This window comes from Sphingopyxis sp. YR583 (assembly GCF_900108295.1).
Taxonomy (GTDB): domain Bacteria; phylum Pseudomonadota; class Alphaproteobacteria; order Sphingomonadales; family Sphingomonadaceae; genus Sphingopyxis.
Map to the genome: position 1 here is coordinate 854,084 of NZ_FNWK01000001.1, position 18,266 is coordinate 872,349.

Sequence of the window (18,266 nt, forward strand, 5' to 3'; positions counted from 1 at the left end):
CCGGTCAGCACCATAGCCGCATCATTTGCAGGTCGCGGTGCCCGACCCCATCGTCCGCGTCGAGCATTTGGCGCCCCCGCCGATCGTCGCGTCGCCCGACCCGAGGATGGCGATATCGGCGCTGCTGCTGGCCTTCGCATCGACGTCGCCCGATCCGGTGATCGACACGTCGAGCGTCGTTGCAGACAACCCGCCTGCATCGATGCTGCCCGAACCCGTCACGTCGAAATCGCCCGACCCGATCGTGCCGCCGCCAACCTCGATATCGCCCGATCCCGACACGGTGAGCTTTGCGCTCTTGCCGTTCAACGCCGCGACCTTGAGATCGCCCGATCCGGTGACCACCGCCTCGACCGCATCGCCATCGACCGTGTCGGCGTCGATCTCACCCGATCCGGTCAGGCGCACAGCGCGCAGCGCGGGCATCGTGATCGCGATCTCGACATCGTCGTCGCTGCTGCCGAAACTGAACCCCGAATTTTTCCGCCCGATCGACAACATATCGCCGTCGAGCTTGATTTCGAGTTCGTCGATCACGCCCTTCGGCCCCTTCGCGGTGATCGAGAAAGCCTCGCCGCGGCGGATGGTGACGTCGTCGGGGCCGGCAACCTTCACACCGGTAAAGCCCTTGAGATCATATGCCTGCGTCGTCACCGGACCGGCCTCGACCGTGCGCTTGCCATTCTTGCTGTCGCTCGTCACCTCGGCGCTGCACGCCGCGACGGACATTGCAAGGGCCAGCGGCAGTACAGCCATCGTCCAGTTACGCATAGATATTCTCCTTCGTGTATTGCTTGCATAACACACAAAAGTTGCACCTGTCCAGCCCGAGCGCCATCTTGTCGCCACCTTCGTGGGTCAGGGGCCGCCCTCAATCAGGAAAGAAACGATGAGCGTAGCCTTTCGCCGCGAAAGCGACGACGAACATAAGGAACCCGAGTTCGAGCTGCCGATCCCGGTCGGCGCGAACTTGGTGACGCCGCGCGGCGCCCGCCTGCTCGGCGAAGAGGTCGCGCGCCTCGAAATGGCGATTGCCGCGACAGCGGACGAGGATGCGCGCAAGAAATTGCAGCGCCGTCTGCGCTATTTCCACACCCGGCAGGCAACCGCCGAAGTGCAGACGCCCCCGGCCGACGCCAGCGCTGGCATCGGGAGCCGCGTAACGTACCGGCTGAACAAGGCCGAAAAGACGATCACCATCGTCGGCGGCGACGAGGCCGATCCGGCGCGCGGCCACATCGCCTTTTCCGCCCCGCTCGCGCGGGCGCTGATGGGCGCCGAGGCAGGCGAGAGCGTCGAATATCAGGACCGCGAGGATGCCATCGCAATCCTCGCCGTCGAAGCCGATCCGGAGACGCAGGCATGAAAGACAAGTTCGAACGCCACAAACAGCCATGGACCGCCGCCGAGATCGACAAACTCCATACGCTCGCAAAAAAGGGCATGGCGTTAAAAGCCATTGCCAAGGCGCTGACGCGCAGCGAGGAATCGGTGAAGGTTCGCGCCAAGGCCGACGGCCTGTCGATCGCAAAGCTGCACTGATCCACCATGCCCACCACCGAATTTGACGCCATCGTGCTGGGTGCCGGCGCGGCCGGACTGATGTGCGCCGCGGTCGCGGGCGCGCGCGGCCGCCGCGTGCTGTTGCTCGACCATGCCGACGCGGTGGGCAAGAAAATCCTGATTTCGGGCGGCGGACGCTGCAACTTCACCAATGTGAACACCGCGCCCGACCGCTTTCTCTCGGCCAACCCGCATTTCGCAAAGTCGGCGCTCGCGCGCTACACTCCCGCCGATTTCATCGCGCTCGTCGATCGCTACGGCATCGCGCATCATGAAAAGACGCTCGGCCAGCTTTTCTGCGACGGTTCGGCGAAACAGATCGTCGCAATGCTGCTGGAAGAAGCCGCCAAGGCCGGCGTCGAGATCCGCACCGGCCAGCCGGTCAGCGATGTCACCCACGCCGACAGCCAATTCACCGTGCGGTTCGGCGACCAGGACTTCAGCGCCCCCGCACTCGTCATCGCAACCGGCGGCCCGTCGATCCCGAAGATGGGCGCGACCGGCCTCGCCTACGACCTCGCGCGACAGTTCGGCCTCAAGGTCGTCGAGCCACGCCCCGCGCTCGTCCCGCTCACCCTCGGCGGCGACGATGTCCTGTTTCGCGACCTGTCGGGAATCGCCGCCCCGGTCGAGGCTCGCGCCGGCAAGGCCGCCTTTCGCGAAGCCGCGCTGTTCACCCACCGCGGCCTGTCGGGGCCCGCGATCCTGCAGGTGAGCAGCTATTGGCGGCACGGAGACCCCGTGACGATCGACCTGCTGCCGGACGCCCCGTCGGGTTGGCTCACCGAAGCGAAACGCACCCGCCCGCGCGCCACATTGCGTGCCACTCTCGGCGCGCTGCTCCCCGACCGCCTCGCCGAAACACTCGCCGAACGCCTCGCGCTTCCCGGCGAACTCGGCGCCCAGACCGACCGTAAGCTCGCCGATGCAGAGGCGCGGCTTGCGGGGTGGATTTTCCGTCCCAACGGCACCGAAGGCTTCGCCAAAGCCGAGGTTACCGTCGGCGGAATTTCGACTGCAAACCTGTCCTCGCAAACAATGATGGCCAAAACCGTCCCGAACCTCTATGCGGTCGGCGAAGCCGTAGATGTCACAGGGTGGTTAGGCGGCTATAATTTTCAATGGGCCTGGGCTAGCGGACACGCTGCCGGACAGGTGATTTAAGCCCATTGAGCCCCTTTTCCGTCGGCCCGTCACCGCACCGGTGACTGCCCTTACTATTGAGATAACAATGCCTTTCGAAAATCTTTCCCCCGTCCTTTCGGACGCCCTTGTCGCGCGCGGCTATGAAGCGCTCACCCCCGTCCAGACGCAGGTGACCGAATCAGACGCCAAAGGCCGCGATCTGCTCGTTTCGGCGCAGACCGGCTCAGGCAAGACCGTCGCGTTCGGCCTCGCGATGGCCGACGAGCTCATCGAAGACGGCCGCCTGCCCTTCGCAACTTCGCCGCTCGCGCTGATCGTCGCGCCGACGCGCGAACTCGCGCTGCAGGTCAGCCGCGAACTTGGCTGGCTTTATGCCAAGGCCGGCGCGCGCATCGCGACCTGCGTCGGCGGCATGGACGCCAGCAAGGAACGCCGCGCATTGGGTCAGGGCGTGCAGATCGTCGTCGGCACCCCCGGGCGTCTGCGTGACCATCTCGAACGCGGCGCGCTCGACCTCACGGCGCTCCGCGTCGCCGTCCTCGACGAGGCCGACGAGATGCTCGACATGGGCTTTCGCGACGATCTCGAGGAAATCCTCGACGGTACGCCCGAAACGCGCCGCACCTTGCTGTTCTCGGCGACGCTTCCGAAACCGATCGTCCAACTCGCCAAGCGCTACCAGCAGGATGCGCTGCGCATCTCGACCGTCGGTGAAGACCGCGGCCATGGCGATATCGCCTATCAGGCGGTGACCGTCGCCCCCGCCGATATCGAAGGCGCGGTCGTCAACCTGCTTCGCCTGCACGACGCCGAGACCGCGATGCTGTTCTGCGCGACGCGCGACAATGTGCGCCGCCTCCACGCCAGCCTCGTCGAGCGCGGTTTCGCCGCGGTCGCCTTGTCGGGTGAGCATAGCCAGAACGAACGCAACGCAGCGTTGCAGGCACTCCGCGACCGCCGCGCAAAAGTGTGCGTCGCAACCGACGTCGCCGCGCGCGGCATCGACTTGCCGACGCTCAGCCTCGTCATCCACGTCGAGATTCCGCGCGACGCCGAGGCGCTCCAGCACCGTTCGGGCCGCACCGGCCGTGCGGGCAAAAAGGGCACCGCAGTCATCATCGTCCCCTATCCGCGCCGCCGCCGCGTCGACGGAATGCTGCGCGGTGCAAGGATCAACGCCGAGTGGATGGATGCGCCCACCGCCGCCGACGTGCGCAAGCGCGATCAGGAACGGCTGATGGAAAAACTGCTTACGCCCGTCGAGCATGAACCCGAAGACATCGAACTCGCGCAGCGCCTGATGGCCGAGCGCACGCCCGAAGACATCGCGGCGTCGCTCGTTCAGGCGCACCGCGCGCTGATGCCGCCGCCCGAGGATCTGCTCGACAACAGCCCGCGCGGCCGCGACGCCGCCGGCCGCCCCGAGCGCGGCGAACGCTTCGAGCGTCCCGAGCGCGGTGGTGGAGACCGCCGCGACGGGTTCGAGGACAGCGTTTGGTTCCGCCTCAACATTGGTCGCCACCAGAATGCCGACCCGCGCTGGATCCTGCCTTTGCTCTGCCGCCGCGGCCATGTGAGCAAGAACGAGATTGGCGCGATCCGCATCGGTCCCAAGGAAACCATGTTCAACATCCCGCGCGCGATCGCCGACCGCTTCGCCGAGGCGGTGGTGCGCAGCGCCAACGAGGATGGCGAGGACGACAGCGGCGTGTCGATCACCCCCGCACCCGACGGCCCGACCTACCCCCCGCGCCGGGACAAGGGCGGGCATGGCGGCTCGGGCGACCGCCCGCAACGCAACACGCTCGGCCGCGCCCCCGGCGGCGACCGTGGCTTCGGTGACCGTGCAGGTCCGCGTGGTCCGCGTGGCCCCGGTGGTCCGGGCGGCAACGAACGCTACAAGCCCAAGCCCTACGGCCAGCGCAGCCCGCGTCGCCCCAAATAAGTTGATCCCCTCCCCTTTGTGGGAGGGGCTTTCATCGCTCCGCCCTTGCACTACTCGGCCCGGTCCACCAGATGGACCGGACAGCAGGAGAGCGCGACATGAAAGCGATCGAAGCCTTTATCGAAAGCCAGGGCGGGCCCGAGGTCATCGACTGGCGCGAGGTCACGCTTGGCGACCCCAGCCCCGGCCAGGTTCTGCTCCGTCAGACCGCGGTCGGGCTCAACTATATCGACACCTATCATCGTGACGGCACCTATCCGGTGGAGCTTCCCGGCGGACTGGGTGTCGAGGCGGCCGGCGAAATCATCGCCGTCGGCGCCGACGTTCACGGCCTCCAGCCCGGCGACCGCGTCGCCACCTTCGGCCCGCAGCGCAACGCATATAGTTCGGCGCGGCTCGTTCCCGCCGCTTCGCTGTTCAAACTGCCCGCGACCATCGACGGCGATACCGCCGCCGCCGCGCTGCTGAAAGCGTGCACCGTCGAAGCGCTGGTCGAACGCTGCGCCAAGGTCGAAGCCGGATCGTCCGTGCTGGTCCACGCCGCCGCCGGGGGTGTCGGGCTGATCCTCGTCCAGTGGCTGAAAGCGATCGGCGCCACCGTGATCGGCACCGTGAGCACCGAGGCGAAAGCGCAGGCCGCCCGCGAAGCCGGCGCCGATCATGTGCTGATGTACAAGACGGACGACGTCGCTGCGCACGTCCGTGAAATCACCGATGGTCAAGGCGTCCCCGTCACTTTCGACGGCATCGGCATGGCGACCTGGGCGACGTCGCTGAAAGCCACCGCCCGACGCGGCCTGATCGTGAGCTATGGCAATGCCGGCGGCCCGGTCACCGGCGTGAACCTCGGCATCCTCGCGCAGCACGGGTCGCAGTTCGTCACGCGCCCGACGCTGTTCGACTATTATCTCCATCCCGGCGAGCGGGCCGCGGGTGCCGCACGGGTGTTCGAGATGATCGAGAGCGGCGCCGTGCAGATCACGATCGGCCAGCGCTATTCGCTCGAAGATGCGGCACGTGCCCACGCCGACCTCGAGGCCGGACGGACGACGGGTTCCAGCCTGCTGATTCCGGAAGTGCGCTAGGCGTTCAACCGCTCCGCATGCCAGGCGACATGCTCGGCCATGAAGGTCGAGATGAAATAATAGCTGTGGTCGTAACCCGGCTGCATGCGGATGTCGGCCTTCTGCCCCGAACGCTTGCATGCATCGATGAGCAATTCGGTCTTGAGCTGTTCAACAAGAAAATTGTCGGCATCGCCCTGATCGACGAGCAGGTCGGGTACGCGCAGCCCCTGGTCGAGCAAGGCGCACGCGTCATAGGCGTGCCAGTCCTCGCGGTTGTCGCCCAGATAGCCGGTCAGCGCCTTCTCGCCCCACGGGCATTGCGACGGCGCGACGATCGGCGAAAAGGCCGATACCGAGCGGAAGCGATCCTGATTGCGCAGACCGATGGTCAGCGCGCCATGCCCGCCCATCGAATGGCCGGTAATCGCCTGCCGCGTCAGGTCCGCGCTCGCAAAATTGCGCAGCACCAGCGAGGGTAGCTCATCCTCGATGTACGAGCGCATCCGGTAATTCTTCGCCCAGGGCTCCGCCGTCGCATCGACATAGAAGCCGGCGCCGAGCCCGAAGTCATAGGTCGCATCGGGATCGTCGGGAACGGCGTCTCCGTTTGAAGCCGGGCCGCGCGGGCTGGTATCGGGCGCGATGAAGATCACGCCATGCTCGGCGCAAGCGGCACGATATTCGCCCTTCTCCATCACATTGGCATGGGTGCAGGTGAGCCCCGACAGATACCAGAGAACCGGGAGCTTCGCGCCCGGCGCATGATCGGGAACGAAGACCGCAAAGGTCATGTCGGTGCCGGTCGTCGTGCTCGCATGCTTGTACACGCCCTGCGTGCCGCCATGACTGCGAACGGTGGAGACAGTTTCGAGGGTCATGCGGGTTCCTGTATGGGGATGGATGCGACAAGCGGCTGATGGCCCCAATGACGCAGAAGGTCGAGGATCGTTGCTCCCGGCAGGCCGATCGTCGCGGTGTTGCGCAGCGGATGGACGTTGACGGTGTCGGCGGCGGCAAGGCCTTCATCGAGCACCACCGTTATGCTTTCTGGCTCGGCATTGATCGCCGCGAGCGGCGTCACCGACCCCGGCGTGATCCCGAGCAACCGCTCCATATCCTCGGCCTTGCCGAAGCTCACGCGCTTGCTGCCGATCGCGGCCGGCAACGCCTTCAGATCGACGCGCGCTTCGCCCGGCACCGTGACGAGCCAATAGGCGCCGCTATTGTCTTTCAGGAACAGATTCTTCGTATGCGCGCCCGGGATCGCGGCATTCACCTCGTCGCTCTCGGCAACGGTGAACACCGCGACATGCTCATAGGCAGCGAAGGGGATGCCAAGCGTATCCAGATCGGTCAGCAATCCCGCTTCGCCGCGCATGACTGTCCCTTAAACGACGCGGTGGAGCGCGCAGAGCTTGTTGCCCGACGGGTCGCGCAGATAGGCGAGATAAAGCTGACCGAAACCGCCTTCGCGCACGCCCGGCGGATCTTCGATCGAGGTGCCGCCATTGGCGACGCCTGCATCGTGCCAGGCCTTCGCCTGCTCGGGGCCTTCCATCGCGAAACCGATCGTGCAGCCGTTTCCGACGGTCGCGGCTTCGCCATCGATCGGCTTGCCGACGAGGAACAGCCCGCCATTGTGCATATAGATCAGGCGACCCTTGTCGTCCTGAATGCCCGGCTTGCCGCCGATCGCCTGAAAGGTCGCGTCATAGAATTTCTTGGCGGCGTCGATGTCGTTCGCGCCGACCATATTGTGACTGTACATGGGCTTCCGCTCCTCCTGATTATGGTTGCGATTCGATACCTACGCTGCCCGTCCGGTCAGAACCAGCCACGATAATGTTTCCGGCCCCACGAAAATGACGAACTAACGGAACACCACCGTCTTGCGGCCGTCGATCAGCACGCGCTGCTCGGCAACCCAGCGCACCGCGCGCGCCAGCACCTGCGCCTCGGTATCGCGGCCGATGCGGATCAGCTCGTCGACACTATCGCGGTGATCGACCCGCTCGACCGCCTGTTCGATGATCGGCCCTTCATCGAGGTCGCTCGTGACGAAATGCGCCGTCGCGCCGATCAGCTTGACGCCCCGCTCCTGCGCGCGATGATAGGGTTTGGCACCCTTGAATCCCGGCAGGAAGCTGTGGTGGATATTGATGCAGCGCCCCGCGAGCTTCGCCGACAGATCCTGCGACAGCACCTGCATATAGCGCGCGAGCACCAGATATTCGGCCCCGCCGCGCGCCATGACGTCGAGGATCGCCGCTTCCTGCGCTTCGCGGTTCGCGTCGTTGACGGGCAGATAGTGGAACGGCACCCCATGCCATTCCGAAAGCCGCCGCTGCGCTTCATGGTTCGACACCACCCCGACGATGTCGATCGCCAGATTGCCGGTCGACCAGCGATGGAGCAGGTCGTTGAGGCAATGGCTGCCCTGCGACACCGCGATGACGAAGCGCGGCTTCGCGGCGCGGTCGCTGATCCGCGCGTCCATCGCGAAGCGCGCTACGATCGGCGCAAAGGCTTCTTCCACCCCCGCCAGCCCTTCGGGAAAGCGCGGTCCTGCACCGCGAAACTCGACACGCATGAAAAAGCGGCCAGAATCCAGATCCGCGTATTGCTGGCTGTCGAGAATGAAGCCGTCGCGCTCCGCGAGCAGCCCCGTCACGGCGGCCACGATGCCCACCGCGTCGACGCAGCTGAAGGTCAGAACATAGGGTCCGCTCACATCGTCACTCCCTCACCCGTCTTCCGCGCGTCGCATGGCGGAAGATGGGCGCGGCGGAAAGGCGAAATCGTCAGTAGACGACGACGCTGCGGATGCTCTCGCCCGCATGCATCAGGTCGAAGCCCTTGTTGATCTCCTCGAGTCCCATGACGTGCGTGATCATCGGATCGATCTCGATCTTGCCGGTCATATACATGTCGACGATCTTGGGCACGTCGGTGCGGCCCTTGGCGCCGCCGAACGCGGTGCCGCGCCAGTTGCGCCCGGTGACGAGCTGGAAGGGGCGCGTCGCGATTTCCTTGCCCGCCTCGGCCACCCCGATGATGATCGACGTGCCCCAGCCGCGGTGGCAGGCTTCGAGCGCGATGCGCATCACCTCGGTATTGCCCGTCGCGTCGAAGGTGTAATCGGCGCCGCCGTCGGTCATCTGGACGATCGTCGCGACGACATCCTCGCGGCTCATGCCTTTGGTGTTGAGGAATTCGGTCATGCCGAACTTGCGGCCCCATTCCTCGCGGTCGGGGTTGATGTCGACGCCGATGATCTGGTTCGCACCGGCCAGCCGCGCGCCCTGAATCACGTTGAGCCCGATGCCGCCGAGGCCGAAGACGACGACATTGTCGCCGACCTGCACCTTCGCGGTGTTGATGACCGCGCCCACGCCGGTGGTCACGCCGCAGCCGATGTAGCAGCTCGACTGGAACGGCGCGTCCTCGCGGATCTTCGCGACCGCGATCTCGGGCAGCACGGTGAAGTTCGAGAAGGTCGAGCAGCCCATATAATGGAAGATCGGCTGGCCCTTGTAGCTGAACCGCGTCGTGCCGTCGGGCATCAGCCCCTTCCCTTGGGTGGCGCGGATCGCGGTGCAGAGGTTGGTCTTGCCCGAAAGGCAGCTTTTGCACTGGCGGCATTCGGGGGTGTAGAGCGGGATCACATGGTCGCCCGGCTTCACGCTGGTGACGCCCGCGCCGACCTCGCGCACGACGCCCGCGCCCTCATGCCCCAGCACGCTCGGGAAGATGCCCTCGCTGTCGAAACCGTCGAGCGTGTAAGCATCAGTGTGGCAGATGCCCGTCGCCATGATCTCGACCAGCACCTCGCCCGCCTTCGGGCCTTCGAGGTCGAGTTCTACGATTTCGAGCGGCTTCTTCGCTTCGAACGCAACGGCGGCGCGGGTCTTCATGGGGATGCTCCTCACGGAAAAAGGTTGCGCCCGCTGTACACCGATCCAAAGCGCGATAAAGGGGCCAATCGGCAATATATTGTTGCACTGGAGGGATAATGAGCTGGGACGGCATCGAGGAAGTCGTCGCGATCGCCGACGCGGGCAGCTTCGTCGCGGCGGCGGCGCGGCTCGGAACCTCGACCTCGCACATCAGCCGCGCAGTGATCGCGCTCGAAAACCGGATCGGCGCGCAGGTCTTCGTGCGCACGACGCGGCGCGTGGTCCCGACTCCGGCGGGGCGCACCTTGATCGAGCAGTTCCGCACTCTCATCGCAGCGCGCAACGACGCCCTGGCGGCGGTCGGCGACGACGGCGCGCCGCGCGGCGAGGTGCGGATGACCTGCTCAATCGCGATGGGCGAGCGTTTCGTCGCGCAGATCGCGCGCGATTATGCCTTCGCTTACCCCGATGTGACGGTGACGCTCGAACTCACCAACCGCGTCGTCGACCTGCTCGCCGAGGGCTTCGACCTCGCGATCCGCACCGGCACGCTGCCCGATTCAGGCCTCGTCGCGACGCGCATCGCCTCGCGCAGCCTCCACCTCTGCGCCGCCCCCGCCTATCTCGCGCGCGCCGGCACACCCGCGTCGATCGACGATCTCGCGCGCCACGAATGCCTGCTCGGCACCGCCCCCGCCTGGCATTTCCGCGCACAAGGTAAGGACGTCACCCACCGCCCCGCCGGCCGCTGGCGCTGCAACAGCGGCACCGCCGTCACCGAAGCCGCGCTCGCGGGCCACGGCGTCTGCCAGCTTCCCGATTTTTATGTGATGCCGCACCTGCAAGGCGGCGCGCTCGTCTCGCTGCTCGATCCACTCCGCCCGCAGGAGGAATCGATCTGGGCGGTCTATCCGCAAAGGCGGCATCTGCTGCCGAAGGTGCGGTTGCTGATCGATAAGCTGCGCGAGGAGTTGCCGACGGTACTTCGACAAACTTCGTCACCTCGGACTTGATCCGGGGCCTATGACTTCAGGACCCCGGATCAAGTTCGGGGTGACGATGCAGGAGAGGTGTTGATCAACACTCCACCACGCTGACCGCCAGCCCGCCCTTGGACGTCTCCTTATATTTATCCCGCATGTCGCGACCTGTCTGCAGCATCGTAACGATCACCGTGTCGAGGCTGACGACATGGGTGCCGTCGCCGATCATCGCGATGCGGCTCGCGTCGATCGCCTTGATCGCGCCCATCGCGTTGCGCTCGATACACGGAATCTGGACGAGGCCGCCGATGGGATCGCAAGTGAGGCCGAGGTTATGCTCCATGCCGATCTCGGCGGCGTTTTCGACCTGCGCGTTGGTGCCGCCAAGCGCGGCGGTTAACCCCGCCGCCGCCATCGAGCAAGCGACGCCGACCTCGCCCTGGCAGCCGACCTCGGCGCCCGAGATGCTGGCGTTGCGCTTGTACAGCGCGCCGACCGCGCCCGCGGCGAGCAGGAAGGTGCGCACCCCAGCGGCGTCGCCGCGATAGCCGCGGCGGTAGAAGCGGATCACCGCGGGGATGATCCCCGCCGCGCCGTTGGTCGGCGCGGTGACGACCTTGCCGCCCGCGGCATTTTCCTCGTTCACCGCCATCGCCCACAGGTTGATCCAGTCCATCATCGCGAGCGGGTCGATCAGATTGGTTTCGTGGCGGTTTCGGATGTCGTCGGCGATCTGCGGCGCGCGGCGCTTGACCTTGAGCCCCCCGGGCAGAATGCCCGTGCTCGAACAGCCCGCATCGATCGAGGCATCCATCGCCTCGGCGATCGCATCGATACCCGCCGTCACCTCGTTCGGCGGGCGGTGACGCACTTCGTTGGCGAACATCATTTCGGCAAAGCTGAGGCCCGACGCCTTGCCCATCGCGATCAGGTCGGCACCCGAGGTGAAGGGATAGGGCAGTTCGACTTCATCCTCGGCGCCGCGGCTGTTGCGGCCCGCCTCGTCCTCATCGACGACGAAGCCGCCGCCGATCGAGAAATACATGCGCTTCGCGAGGATTTCCCCGTCGCCGTCGCGCGCCGTAAAACTCAAGGCATTGCTATGAAACGGCTGGCGCTGGCGCATCTGGAAATGCAGGTCGCTTTTCGGCTGGAAGCGGACCCGCTGGCGGCCGAGCAGATAGATAAAGCCCTCACTCTCGGCGCGGTCCCAATGCGCCTTGATCGCGGCAAGGCTAGTCGAGGCGGGGATTTCGCCCGCGAGCCCCGCGACCACCGCAGTATCGGCGGCATGCCCCTTCCCGGTCAGCGCGAGCGAGCCATAGAGGTCGGCCTCGACATGCGCCGTCTTGGTCAGAAGCCCGGCTTCGTCGAGCCACACGGTGAACCGCCGCGCCGCGACCATCGGCCCGACCGTATGCGAGCTGGAAGGACCGACACCGATTTTGAAAAGTTCGAACAGGCTGATCGTCATGGCGGCCCTATAGGAGAAGGCGGACGATCCCGATAGGCCCGGTCGGGCCAATTATCGTTACGGCGGCCAAGAAAAATCCTCCCAGTCGCGAAGTGACGGGAGGAGAACCACCGAAGGTGGTGGAAGGGCGACGACATCGGTCCTTGCCCCTCCGTCAGCGCTTTGGCTGTCCCCTCCCCATGCCTGCGGCACGGGGAGGATCTTTGGCTTACGCCGGATAGGTCCAGGTCGTATCGCGCGCGAAATTTTCCGCCGCAAAGTCCCAGTTCAGCAGTTCGTCGACCACCGCGTCGACATAGGCGGGGCGCAGATTCTTGCGGTCGATGTAATAGGCATGTTCCCACACGTCGATCACGAGCAGCGGCTTGATGCCCGCGACCAGTTCGGTGCCCGCGTCGTGCGTGTCGGTGACCGACAGCGTGCCGTCGCGCGAGACGAGCCAGGCCCAGCCCGACGCGAAATGGTTGACCGCGGTTTCCTTGAGCTTCTTCTTGAGGTCATCGAGCGAACCAAAATCGCGGTCGATCGCCGCAGCCAGATCGCCCGCGGGGGCAGTCTTGGTCGGGCTCAGGCTTTCCCAATAGAAAGCATGGTTCCATGACTGCGCGGCGTTGTTGAACAGGCCCTTGTTGCCCGATCCTTCGGCATGATGGACGATTTCCTCGAGCGGCTTCGAGGCCAGGTCGGTGCCTTCGATCGCGGCGTTGACCTTGTCGACATAGGCCTTGTGATGCTTGCCATGATGCGTCGCCAGCGTGTCAGCCGAGATATGCGGTTCCAGCGCGTCCTGGGCGTACGGCAGGGGAGGATGGGCGATCGTCATGGCAGTCTCCATTGTGTTCTTGAGGGGTTTGCGGCCTTTAACTCGGTATCGCGTCCATGGGTTGCAACCCCGTGATCGCAATTTTTCCGGCTAATTTTCAGGTCACCATCGCTTGCAGCGCCGCGATCCGGTCAGCCTCTTCGGCGGGCTTGTCGCGCCGGATGCGCGATATGCGCGGAAAGCGCATCGCGAGACCCGACTTGTGGCGCTTCGACGCATGGATTGAATCGAACGCGACTTCGAGCACGAGCGACTTCTCGACCTCGCGCACCGGGCCGAAACGGTTCAGCGTGTTGTCGCGCACGAATTTGTCGAGCCACTTCAACTCCTCGTCGGTGAAGCCCGAATAGGCCTTCCCCACGGGTAGCAGTTCGCCCGCATCGGACCAGCAGCCGAAAGTATAGTCCGAATAGAAGCTCGCGCGGCGTCCATTCCCCCTTTGGGCGTACATCATCACGCAATCGGCCGTGAGCGGGTCGCGTTTCCATTTATACCAGAGCCCCGCGCGGCGCCCCGCGACATAGGGCGCATCGCGGCGTTTCAACATGACACCCTCGACCGCCGCATCGCGCGCGCCCGCGCGGCGCTCGGCGAGGTCGTCGAAATCGCTGGCCTCGATCACCTGCGACAGGTCGAAATGGCTGTCGGCGAGGCGCGGCACGAACGCCCCCAACTGCCGCCGCCGCTCGGTCCAGGGGAGCCCGCGCAGATCTTCACCGTCGACCGCGAGCAGGTCGTAAACGCGCACGAAAGCCGGATAGTCGGCGAGCATCTTCTTCGACACGACCTTGCGTCCGAGGCGCTGTTGCAGTGCATTGAAGCTCGCCGCCTCACCGCCCTGCACCTCGCCGCGCACGAGCAGTTCGCCGTCGATCACCGCGTCCTGATCGAACGCCGCGACAAGTTCGGGGAACGCCCCGCTGATCTCCTCACCGCCGCGGCTGTAGATGCGCGTCTCGCTGCCACCGCGCACGATCTGGACGCGAATGCCGTCCCATTTCCACTCGGCGGCATAGTCGGAGAGGTCGACACTCTCCTCCTCTAATGGATGCGCGAGCATGAAGGGACGGAAGAAAGCGACATCCTTGAGGTCGGGCCGCTCCGCCCTGCCCTCGCCCCATGCGAACAGCGGCGCATAGGGCGGCGGGATCGCGTGCCACAGCTCCTCGACATCGTCGACGGGAACATCGAACGCCTGCGCAAAAGCCTGCTTCGCCAGCCGCGCCGATACGCCGACCCGCATCCCTCCGAGCGCAAGCTTGAGCAGTGCGTAGCGCCCGTCGGCATCGAGCCGGTCGAGCAAGGATGCCACCACGGCAGGCGCATCGCTGCGGCTTGCGGCCGCGAGCGCATCGACGGCTTCGGAGACGCTGAGGTCGGCCTTCTTCCTCGACGCATCGGGCCAGAGCAGCGCTGCCGTCTCCGCCGTATCACCGACAAAATGCCGCGACAGCCGGAACAATTCCTCATCGACCCGCGTCGCGAGCAACGCCCTTACCGTCCCCGCCTTCACCGCCGGAAAGTCGAGGCTCTCGGTCAGCGCCGCGATCGCCCATCCCCGGTCGGGGTCGGGCGTGTGCCGCAGATAGTCGACGATCAGCGCGAGCTTCGAATTGCGCGAGCGCGTATAAATCAGCCGGTCGATCAGGGCCGCGAAGCGCTTCACGCCTCTTCCTCCAGATCGCGGCCGACCAAATGCAGCGCGCGCGCCTTGCGCTGATGCAGTTCGCACCAGCGCAGTAGGCCATCCTCGCTTCCGTGCGTGATCCAGCTTTCCTTCGGGTTCACCTCCGAAATCGTCGTCGTCAGCTCATCCCAGTCGGCATGGTCCGAAATCACCAGCGGCAGCTCGACCATCCGCTGCCGCGCACGCTGACGCACGCGCATCCAGCCCGACGCCATCGCGGTCACCGGATCGGGCAGCCGCCGCGACCAGCGATCGTTGAGCGCCGACGGCGGCGCCATCACGATCTGCCCGGCCATCTCGGCCTTATCGGTTTCACTCACGAGCCGCAGCTCGCCGAGATCGACGCCGCGCACGGCATAAAGCTGGCACATCTTCTCGAGCGCGCCATGGATATAGATCGGCGCATCCCACCCCGCTCCGCGCAATTCGGCGATCACGCGCTGCGCCTTGCCCAGCGCATAGGCGCCGACGAGCACCGACCGATCAGGCTCGGCGCGCACCGCGCCGATCAGCTTCGCAATCTCGTCAACCGTCGGCGGATGGCGAAACACCGGCAGGCCGAAAGTCGCCTCGGTGACAAAGATATCGCACGGCACGACCTCAAAGGGCTTGCACGTCGGGTCGGGCCGACGCTTGTAATCGCCCGTAACAACGATCCGCTCGCCCTGATATTCCATCAATATCTGCGCACTGCCGAGCACATGTCCCGCCGGGTAAAAACTGAAGCGCACCCCGCCGCGCTCGAAACCGTCGCCATAGGAAAACGCCTGATTATGGCTCGCCCCGACATCGACGCCATAGCGCAGCGCCATGATCGCCAAAGTCTCGGGGGTCGCGAACACCGCGCCATGGCCGCTGCGCGCATGGTCGGCATGGCCATGCGTCACCGCCGCGCGTTCGACTGGGCGCGAGGGATCGATCCACAGGTCGGCGGGCTTCACATGAATGCCGCTTGGATGTGGCTCGATCCAGGTCTTCGCTTTTGCCATCAGGCGGCAAGTTTCCGTGCGCGGATCAGGTCGGCGACAAACATCTTGCGTTCCTCAGCAGCACGTTCGCGATCGGGCAGGCGAAGCAGGAAGGATGGATGGATCGTCGCGACCAGCTTGCTGCCGCCCGCCAGTTCATGCACCGCGCCGCGCATCGACGTGATGCTCGCACTCTTGCCCGTCACCCCGCGCAAGGCGCTTCCACCCAAGGTCACGATCAAGTCGGGTTTCACGAACGTGCGCTCCTTGTCGAGCCACCAGCGGCACATATCGATCTCGCCGGTCGTCGGGTTTTGGTGCAACCGCCTTTTACCGCGCGGCTCGAACTTGAAATGCTTGACCGCGTTGGTGAGGAACAGCCGCGTCCGGTCGAGCCCCGCTTCCGCCAGCGCTTCGTTCAGCACCTGCCCCGCCGGGCCCACGAAGGGCCGTCCCTGCAAATCCTCATGATCGCCCGGCTGCTCGCCCACGACCATGATGCGCGCATCGGTCGGCCCCTCGCCCGCGACGCCTTGTGTCGCATTGCACCCGATCGGGCAGCGCTTACAGCGATCAACCGCGCGCGCGACGTCGCTGAGCGACTTCACATCATCATCGAGGAGCAAGTCTTCGGGCACGCGCGTCCGCCATTTGTTGGTCAGAGGGTTCGCGAGAGAAACGGCCGCTTCGCGCATGCGTTCCACCCGTGCCTCGGCGCCCGCAAGCAGCGGCGCGATATCCTGCGCCTCGGGCAGGTTCTTCCAATATTTCTTGGGCATCTCGGCGCGCATCGCGTCGATCTTGACACGCGCGGGGTTGAAGATCGCGCCATAATAGGTGCGCCATTGATCCTCAACGATATCGCTATCAGGCACCTCGTCCTTCGTGCCGCCGGGTCCATAAATGAGTTTCTCGTCCCGCCAGATCGCGCGCGCATCGGGCGTCACGATTGCCCAATCCATCCCGTAGAAGCGCCGCTGAAAGAAAGGCGCGGTCAGCCGCAAGATGCGGTGGGTCGGCTCGAACCAAGCGGCGAAACTTTCTCGTCCAGCCTCCTCGCCAAGGCGGCGAAAGCGCACAAAGGCATGCATTTTGTGCACGTCGCGGCGGATCGCCTTGTCGGCCTTACGCAGCCAGTCGACCTCGGCATCGGTCGCCCGCGCGAGCAATTGCCGATCGCGTGCCGCGCGCCAGATGATCCGATAGAGCCGCGCCGGCACTTCAGGATCGCGATGGCAAATGACCCGCTCGGCGATCTCGAGCAATTCGCGCGGCAGCGATACGGCGCCCGCGGGCACCGCGACCGCCTCATCGCCGAACAGCGACGCCCCCTCGGCACCACCGCGCCAGCTCACATCGTCCGGCGCAATACCGCTCCCGAGAAGCCCTCGCGCAGCACTCCGCCACTCAGCGAAATCGCCGGGGGTTTGCAGCACCACCTCCCTCACAGCGCGAGCGCCAGCTGCTCCGCGGGCGGCGCGAAGCGTGCGCGCAGATCGGCGCTGTCGGTCAGCTTGCCCGGCCGCCAATCAGGGGTGACGATAAACGGCAAAACCTTCTTCACCGACGCGGTCAGCTTCGCGAGATCGCCGAGCCGCAAATTGCCCAGCCGCCGCGCCGCGACGATGCGGTCGACCGCCTTCGTCCCCAACCCCGGCACACGCAGCAGCAACTCGCGCGGCGCGCGGTTGATGTCGACGGGAAATGCCTCGCGCCGCATCAGCGCCCATGCGAGTTTTGGATCGATGGCGAGGTCGAGCATCCCGCCGCTCGCGCCCTCCATGATCTCGGCGCGCTCGAAACCATAGAAGCGCAGCAGCCAGTCGGCCTGATACAGCCGGTGCTCGCGCATCAAAGGCGGGCGTACCGGCGGCAAATCGCTGCTCGCATCGGGGATCGGGCTATATGCGGAATAATAGACGCGGCGCAGTTGATAGCCCGAATAGAGGTTCGTCGCGGTCTTGAGGATATCATCGTCGCGCGCGGCATCGGCGCCGACGATCATCTGCGTCGATTGCCCCGCGGGCGCGAAGCGCGGCGGCACCGCCTTGCCGATCAGCCGGCTCTTCGCCGCCTCGATCGCATCGTCAGCGCCGACGCGTACCGATGCCATCGTCTTGCGGATCGTCTCGGGTTTCTTTTCGGGCGCGAAGCTCTGCAACCCCGCCTCCGTCGGCAATTCGACATTGGTCGACAGGCGGTCGGCATAGAGCCCCGCAAGCGCGATCAGCCCCGGATCGGCACCCGCAATCGTCTTCAGATGGATATAGCCGCCAAAGCGATGCTCTTCGCGCAGGATACGCGCAACCTCGACGAGCTGCTCCATCGTGTAATCCTCGGACCGGATGATTCCCGACGACAGAAACAATCCCTCGATATAATTGCGCTTGTAGAAATCGAGCGTCAGCCGGACGGCCTCCTGCGGGCTGAACCGCGCGCGTTCGACATTGCTCGACGCGCGATTGATGCAGAAGCGGCAGTCGTAGATGCAGAAGTTGGTCAGCAGGATCTTGAGCAGCGATATACACCGGCCGTCGGGCGCATAGCTGTGGCAGATGCCCATGCCCTCGGTTGATCCGATCCCCTTGCTTTGGGTCGAATCGCGCTGCACCGTCCCCGACGACGCGCAGGACGCATCATATTTCGCCGCATCGGCGAGCACGGCCAGTTTTTCGAGAATCGGTTTGGCAGACATGTTCCATGCTTAGCGTCAG

General features: G+C 65.4%; 18 protein-coding genes. 6 read left to right on the forward strand and 12 right to left on the reverse strand.

From position 1 onward, the window contains the following. Window positions 1–21: 21 nt before the first annotated feature. Window positions 22–771: a head GIN domain-containing protein gene (locus tag BLW56_RS03875; protein ID WP_093509320.1), complete on the reverse strand. Its 750-nt coding sequence runs from the start codon at window positions 769–771 to the stop codon at window positions 22–24. A gap of 118 nt (window positions 772–889) precedes the next feature. Here BLW56_RS03875 and BLW56_RS03880 point away from each other — a divergent pair, with 118 nt between their 5' ends. From BLW56_RS03880 to BLW56_RS03900, 5 genes are all read left to right on the forward strand, one after another. Further along, window positions 890–1,366, forward strand: coding sequence for a GreA/GreB family elongation factor (locus BLW56_RS03880; protein ID WP_093509321.1), 477 nt, complete (start codon window positions 890–892; stop codon window positions 1,364–1,366). Beyond that, a complete protein-coding gene (locus BLW56_RS03885; protein ID WP_054724496.1) occupies window positions 1,363–1,542 on the forward strand; it encodes a hypothetical protein in 180 nt (59 codons plus the stop codon). The genes BLW56_RS03880 and BLW56_RS03885 overlap by 4 nt, the downstream gene beginning before the upstream one ends. Window positions 1,543–1,548: 6 nt before the next feature. Continuing rightward, window positions 1,549–2,727, forward strand: coding sequence for a BaiN/RdsA family NAD(P)/FAD-dependent oxidoreductase (locus BLW56_RS03890; RefSeq protein ID WP_093509322.1), 1,179 nt, complete (start codon window positions 1,549–1,551; stop codon window positions 2,725–2,727). Window positions 2,728–2,794: 67 nt separating this feature from the next. Further along, a complete protein-coding gene (locus tag BLW56_RS03895) occupies window positions 2,795–4,654 on the forward strand; it encodes a DEAD/DEAH box helicase (RefSeq protein WP_093509323.1) in 1,860 nt (619 codons plus the stop codon). A gap of 98 nt (window positions 4,655–4,752) precedes the next feature. After that, a complete protein-coding gene (locus tag BLW56_RS03900) occupies window positions 4,753–5,739 on the forward strand; it encodes a quinone oxidoreductase family protein (RefSeq protein WP_093509324.1) in 987 nt (328 codons plus the stop codon). On the opposite strand, the gene fghA is transcribed toward BLW56_RS03900, so the two are convergent. The 5 genes from fghA to BLW56_RS03925 all read right to left on the reverse strand — a co-directional run bounded on the left by fghA (window position 5,736) and on the right by BLW56_RS03925 (window position 9,635). Further along, complete coding sequence (gene fghA / locus BLW56_RS03905) at window positions 5,736–6,599, reverse strand: S-formylglutathione hydrolase (RefSeq protein ID WP_093509325.1); 864 nt, start codon at window positions 6,597–6,599, stop codon at window positions 5,736–5,738. The two genes, BLW56_RS03900 and fghA, sit on opposite strands and share 4 nt — an antisense overlap. Continuing rightward, window positions 6,596–7,099: a prolyl-tRNA synthetase associated domain-containing protein gene (locus BLW56_RS03910; protein WP_093509326.1), complete on the reverse strand. Its 504-nt coding sequence runs from the start codon at window positions 7,097–7,099 to the stop codon at window positions 6,596–6,598. The genes fghA and BLW56_RS03910 overlap by 4 nt, the downstream gene beginning before the upstream one ends. 9 nt (window positions 7,100–7,108) lie before the next feature. After that, window positions 7,109–7,489: a VOC family protein gene (locus BLW56_RS03915; RefSeq protein WP_093509327.1), complete on the reverse strand. Its 381-nt coding sequence runs from the start codon at window positions 7,487–7,489 to the stop codon at window positions 7,109–7,111. Window positions 7,490–7,591: 102 nt separating this feature from the next. After that, on the reverse strand, window positions 7,592–8,452 hold the full coding sequence (purU, locus tag BLW56_RS03920) for a formyltetrahydrofolate deformylase (protein WP_093509328.1): 861 nt from the start codon (window positions 8,450–8,452) through the stop codon (window positions 7,592–7,594). Between the two features lie 70 nt (window positions 8,453–8,522). After that, a complete protein-coding gene (locus BLW56_RS03925; protein WP_093509329.1) occupies window positions 8,523–9,635 on the reverse strand; it encodes an S-(hydroxymethyl)glutathione dehydrogenase/class III alcohol dehydrogenase in 1,113 nt (370 codons plus the stop codon). 98 nt (window positions 9,636–9,733) lie between these two features. Here BLW56_RS03925 and BLW56_RS03930 point away from each other — a divergent pair, with 98 nt between their 5' ends. Next, complete coding sequence (locus BLW56_RS03930; RefSeq protein ID WP_371262202.1) at window positions 9,734–10,630, forward strand: LysR family transcriptional regulator; 897 nt, start codon at window positions 9,734–9,736, stop codon at window positions 10,628–10,630. A 64-nt stretch (window positions 10,631–10,694) separates the two neighbouring features. Here BLW56_RS03930 and BLW56_RS03935 read toward each other — a convergent pair whose 3' ends face one another. From BLW56_RS03935 to BLW56_RS03960, 6 genes are all read right to left on the reverse strand, one after another. Continuing rightward, window positions 10,695–12,074 carry an L-serine ammonia-lyase gene (locus BLW56_RS03935; RefSeq protein WP_093509331.1) on the reverse strand — a complete coding sequence of 460 codons (1,380 nt, stop codon included), beginning with the start codon at window positions 12,072–12,074 and terminating at the stop codon, window positions 10,695–10,697. Window positions 12,075–12,282: 208 nt separating this feature from the next. Further along, entirely contained in the window at window positions 12,283–12,897 is a 615-nt protein-coding gene (locus BLW56_RS03940) for a superoxide dismutase (protein WP_093509332.1), read from the reverse strand. A gap of 97 nt (window positions 12,898–12,994) precedes the next feature. Beyond that, the gene (locus BLW56_RS03945; protein WP_093509333.1) at window positions 12,995–14,563 is read right to left on the reverse strand and encodes a cisplatin damage response ATP-dependent DNA ligase; all 1,569 of its coding nucleotides are present in this window, start codon (window positions 14,561–14,563) and stop codon (window positions 12,995–12,997) included. Further along, window positions 14,560–15,573, reverse strand: a complete 1,014-nt coding sequence (locus BLW56_RS03950) for a ligase-associated DNA damage response exonuclease (protein WP_093509334.1) — start codon at window positions 15,571–15,573, stop codon at window positions 14,560–14,562. The genes BLW56_RS03945 and BLW56_RS03950 overlap by 4 nt, the downstream gene beginning before the upstream one ends. Continuing rightward, window positions 15,573–17,000 (reverse strand): UdgX family uracil-DNA binding protein, encoded by a 1,428-nt coding sequence (locus tag BLW56_RS03955; RefSeq protein WP_093509335.1) that lies wholly within the window; start codon window positions 16,998–17,000, stop codon window positions 15,573–15,575. The genes BLW56_RS03950 and BLW56_RS03955 overlap by 1 nt, the downstream gene beginning before the upstream one ends. Further along, window positions 16,997–18,247, reverse strand: a complete 1,251-nt coding sequence (locus BLW56_RS03960) for a putative DNA modification/repair radical SAM protein (protein ID WP_093509336.1) — start codon at window positions 18,245–18,247, stop codon at window positions 16,997–16,999. The genes BLW56_RS03955 and BLW56_RS03960 overlap by 4 nt, the downstream gene beginning before the upstream one ends. Between the last annotated feature and the right edge of the window lie 19 nt (window positions 18,248–18,266).

Excerpts from the sequence above, each read along its gene's own strand:
- BLW56_RS03925 (WP_093509329.1), bottom strand. The coding sequence starts at position 9,635 with ATGAAGACCCGCGCCGCCGTTGCGTTCGAAGCGAAGAAGCCGCTCGAA.
- BLW56_RS03900 (WP_093509324.1), top strand. The coding sequence starts at position 4,753 with ATGAAAGCGATCGAAGCCTTTATCGAAAGCCAGGGCGGGCCCGAGGTC.
- BLW56_RS03875 (WP_093509320.1), bottom strand. The coding sequence starts at position 771 with ATGCGTAACTGGACGATGGCTGTACTGCCGCTGGCCCTTGCAATGTCC.
- BLW56_RS03930 (WP_371262202.1), top strand. The coding sequence starts at position 9,734 with ATGAGCTGGGACGGCATCGAGGAAGTCGTCGCGATCGCCGACGCGGGC.
- BLW56_RS03910 (WP_093509326.1), bottom strand. The coding sequence starts at position 7,099 with ATGCGCGGCGAAGCGGGATTGCTGACCGATCTGGATACGCTTGGCATC.
- BLW56_RS03940 (WP_093509332.1), bottom strand. The coding sequence starts at position 12,897 with ATGACGATCGCCCATCCTCCCCTGCCGTACGCCCAGGACGCGCTGGAA.
- BLW56_RS03915 (WP_093509327.1), bottom strand. The coding sequence starts at position 7,489 with ATGTACAGTCACAATATGGTCGGCGCGAACGACATCGACGCCGCCAAG.
- BLW56_RS03950 (WP_093509334.1), bottom strand. The coding sequence starts at position 15,573 with ATGGCAAAAGCGAAGACCTGGATCGAGCCACATCCAAGCGGCATTCAT.
- BLW56_RS03890 (WP_093509322.1), top strand. The coding sequence starts at position 1,549 with ATGCCCACCACCGAATTTGACGCCATCGTGCTGGGTGCCGGCGCGGCC.
- fghA (WP_093509325.1), bottom strand. The coding sequence starts at position 6,599 with ATGACCCTCGAAACTGTCTCCACCGTTCGCAGTCATGGCGGCACGCAG.
- BLW56_RS03935 (WP_093509331.1), bottom strand. The coding sequence starts at position 12,074 with ATGACGATCAGCCTGTTCGAACTTTTCAAAATCGGTGTCGGTCCTTCC.
- BLW56_RS03895 (WP_093509323.1), top strand. The coding sequence starts at position 2,795 with ATGCCTTTCGAAAATCTTTCCCCCGTCCTTTCGGACGCCCTTGTCGCG.
- BLW56_RS03960 (WP_093509336.1), bottom strand. The coding sequence starts at position 18,247 with ATGTCTGCCAAACCGATTCTCGAAAAACTGGCCGTGCTCGCCGATGCG.
- BLW56_RS03880 (WP_093509321.1), top strand. The coding sequence starts at position 890 with ATGAGCGTAGCCTTTCGCCGCGAAAGCGACGACGAACATAAGGAACCC.
- BLW56_RS03885 (WP_054724496.1), top strand. The coding sequence starts at position 1,363 with ATGAAAGACAAGTTCGAACGCCACAAACAGCCATGGACCGCCGCCGAG.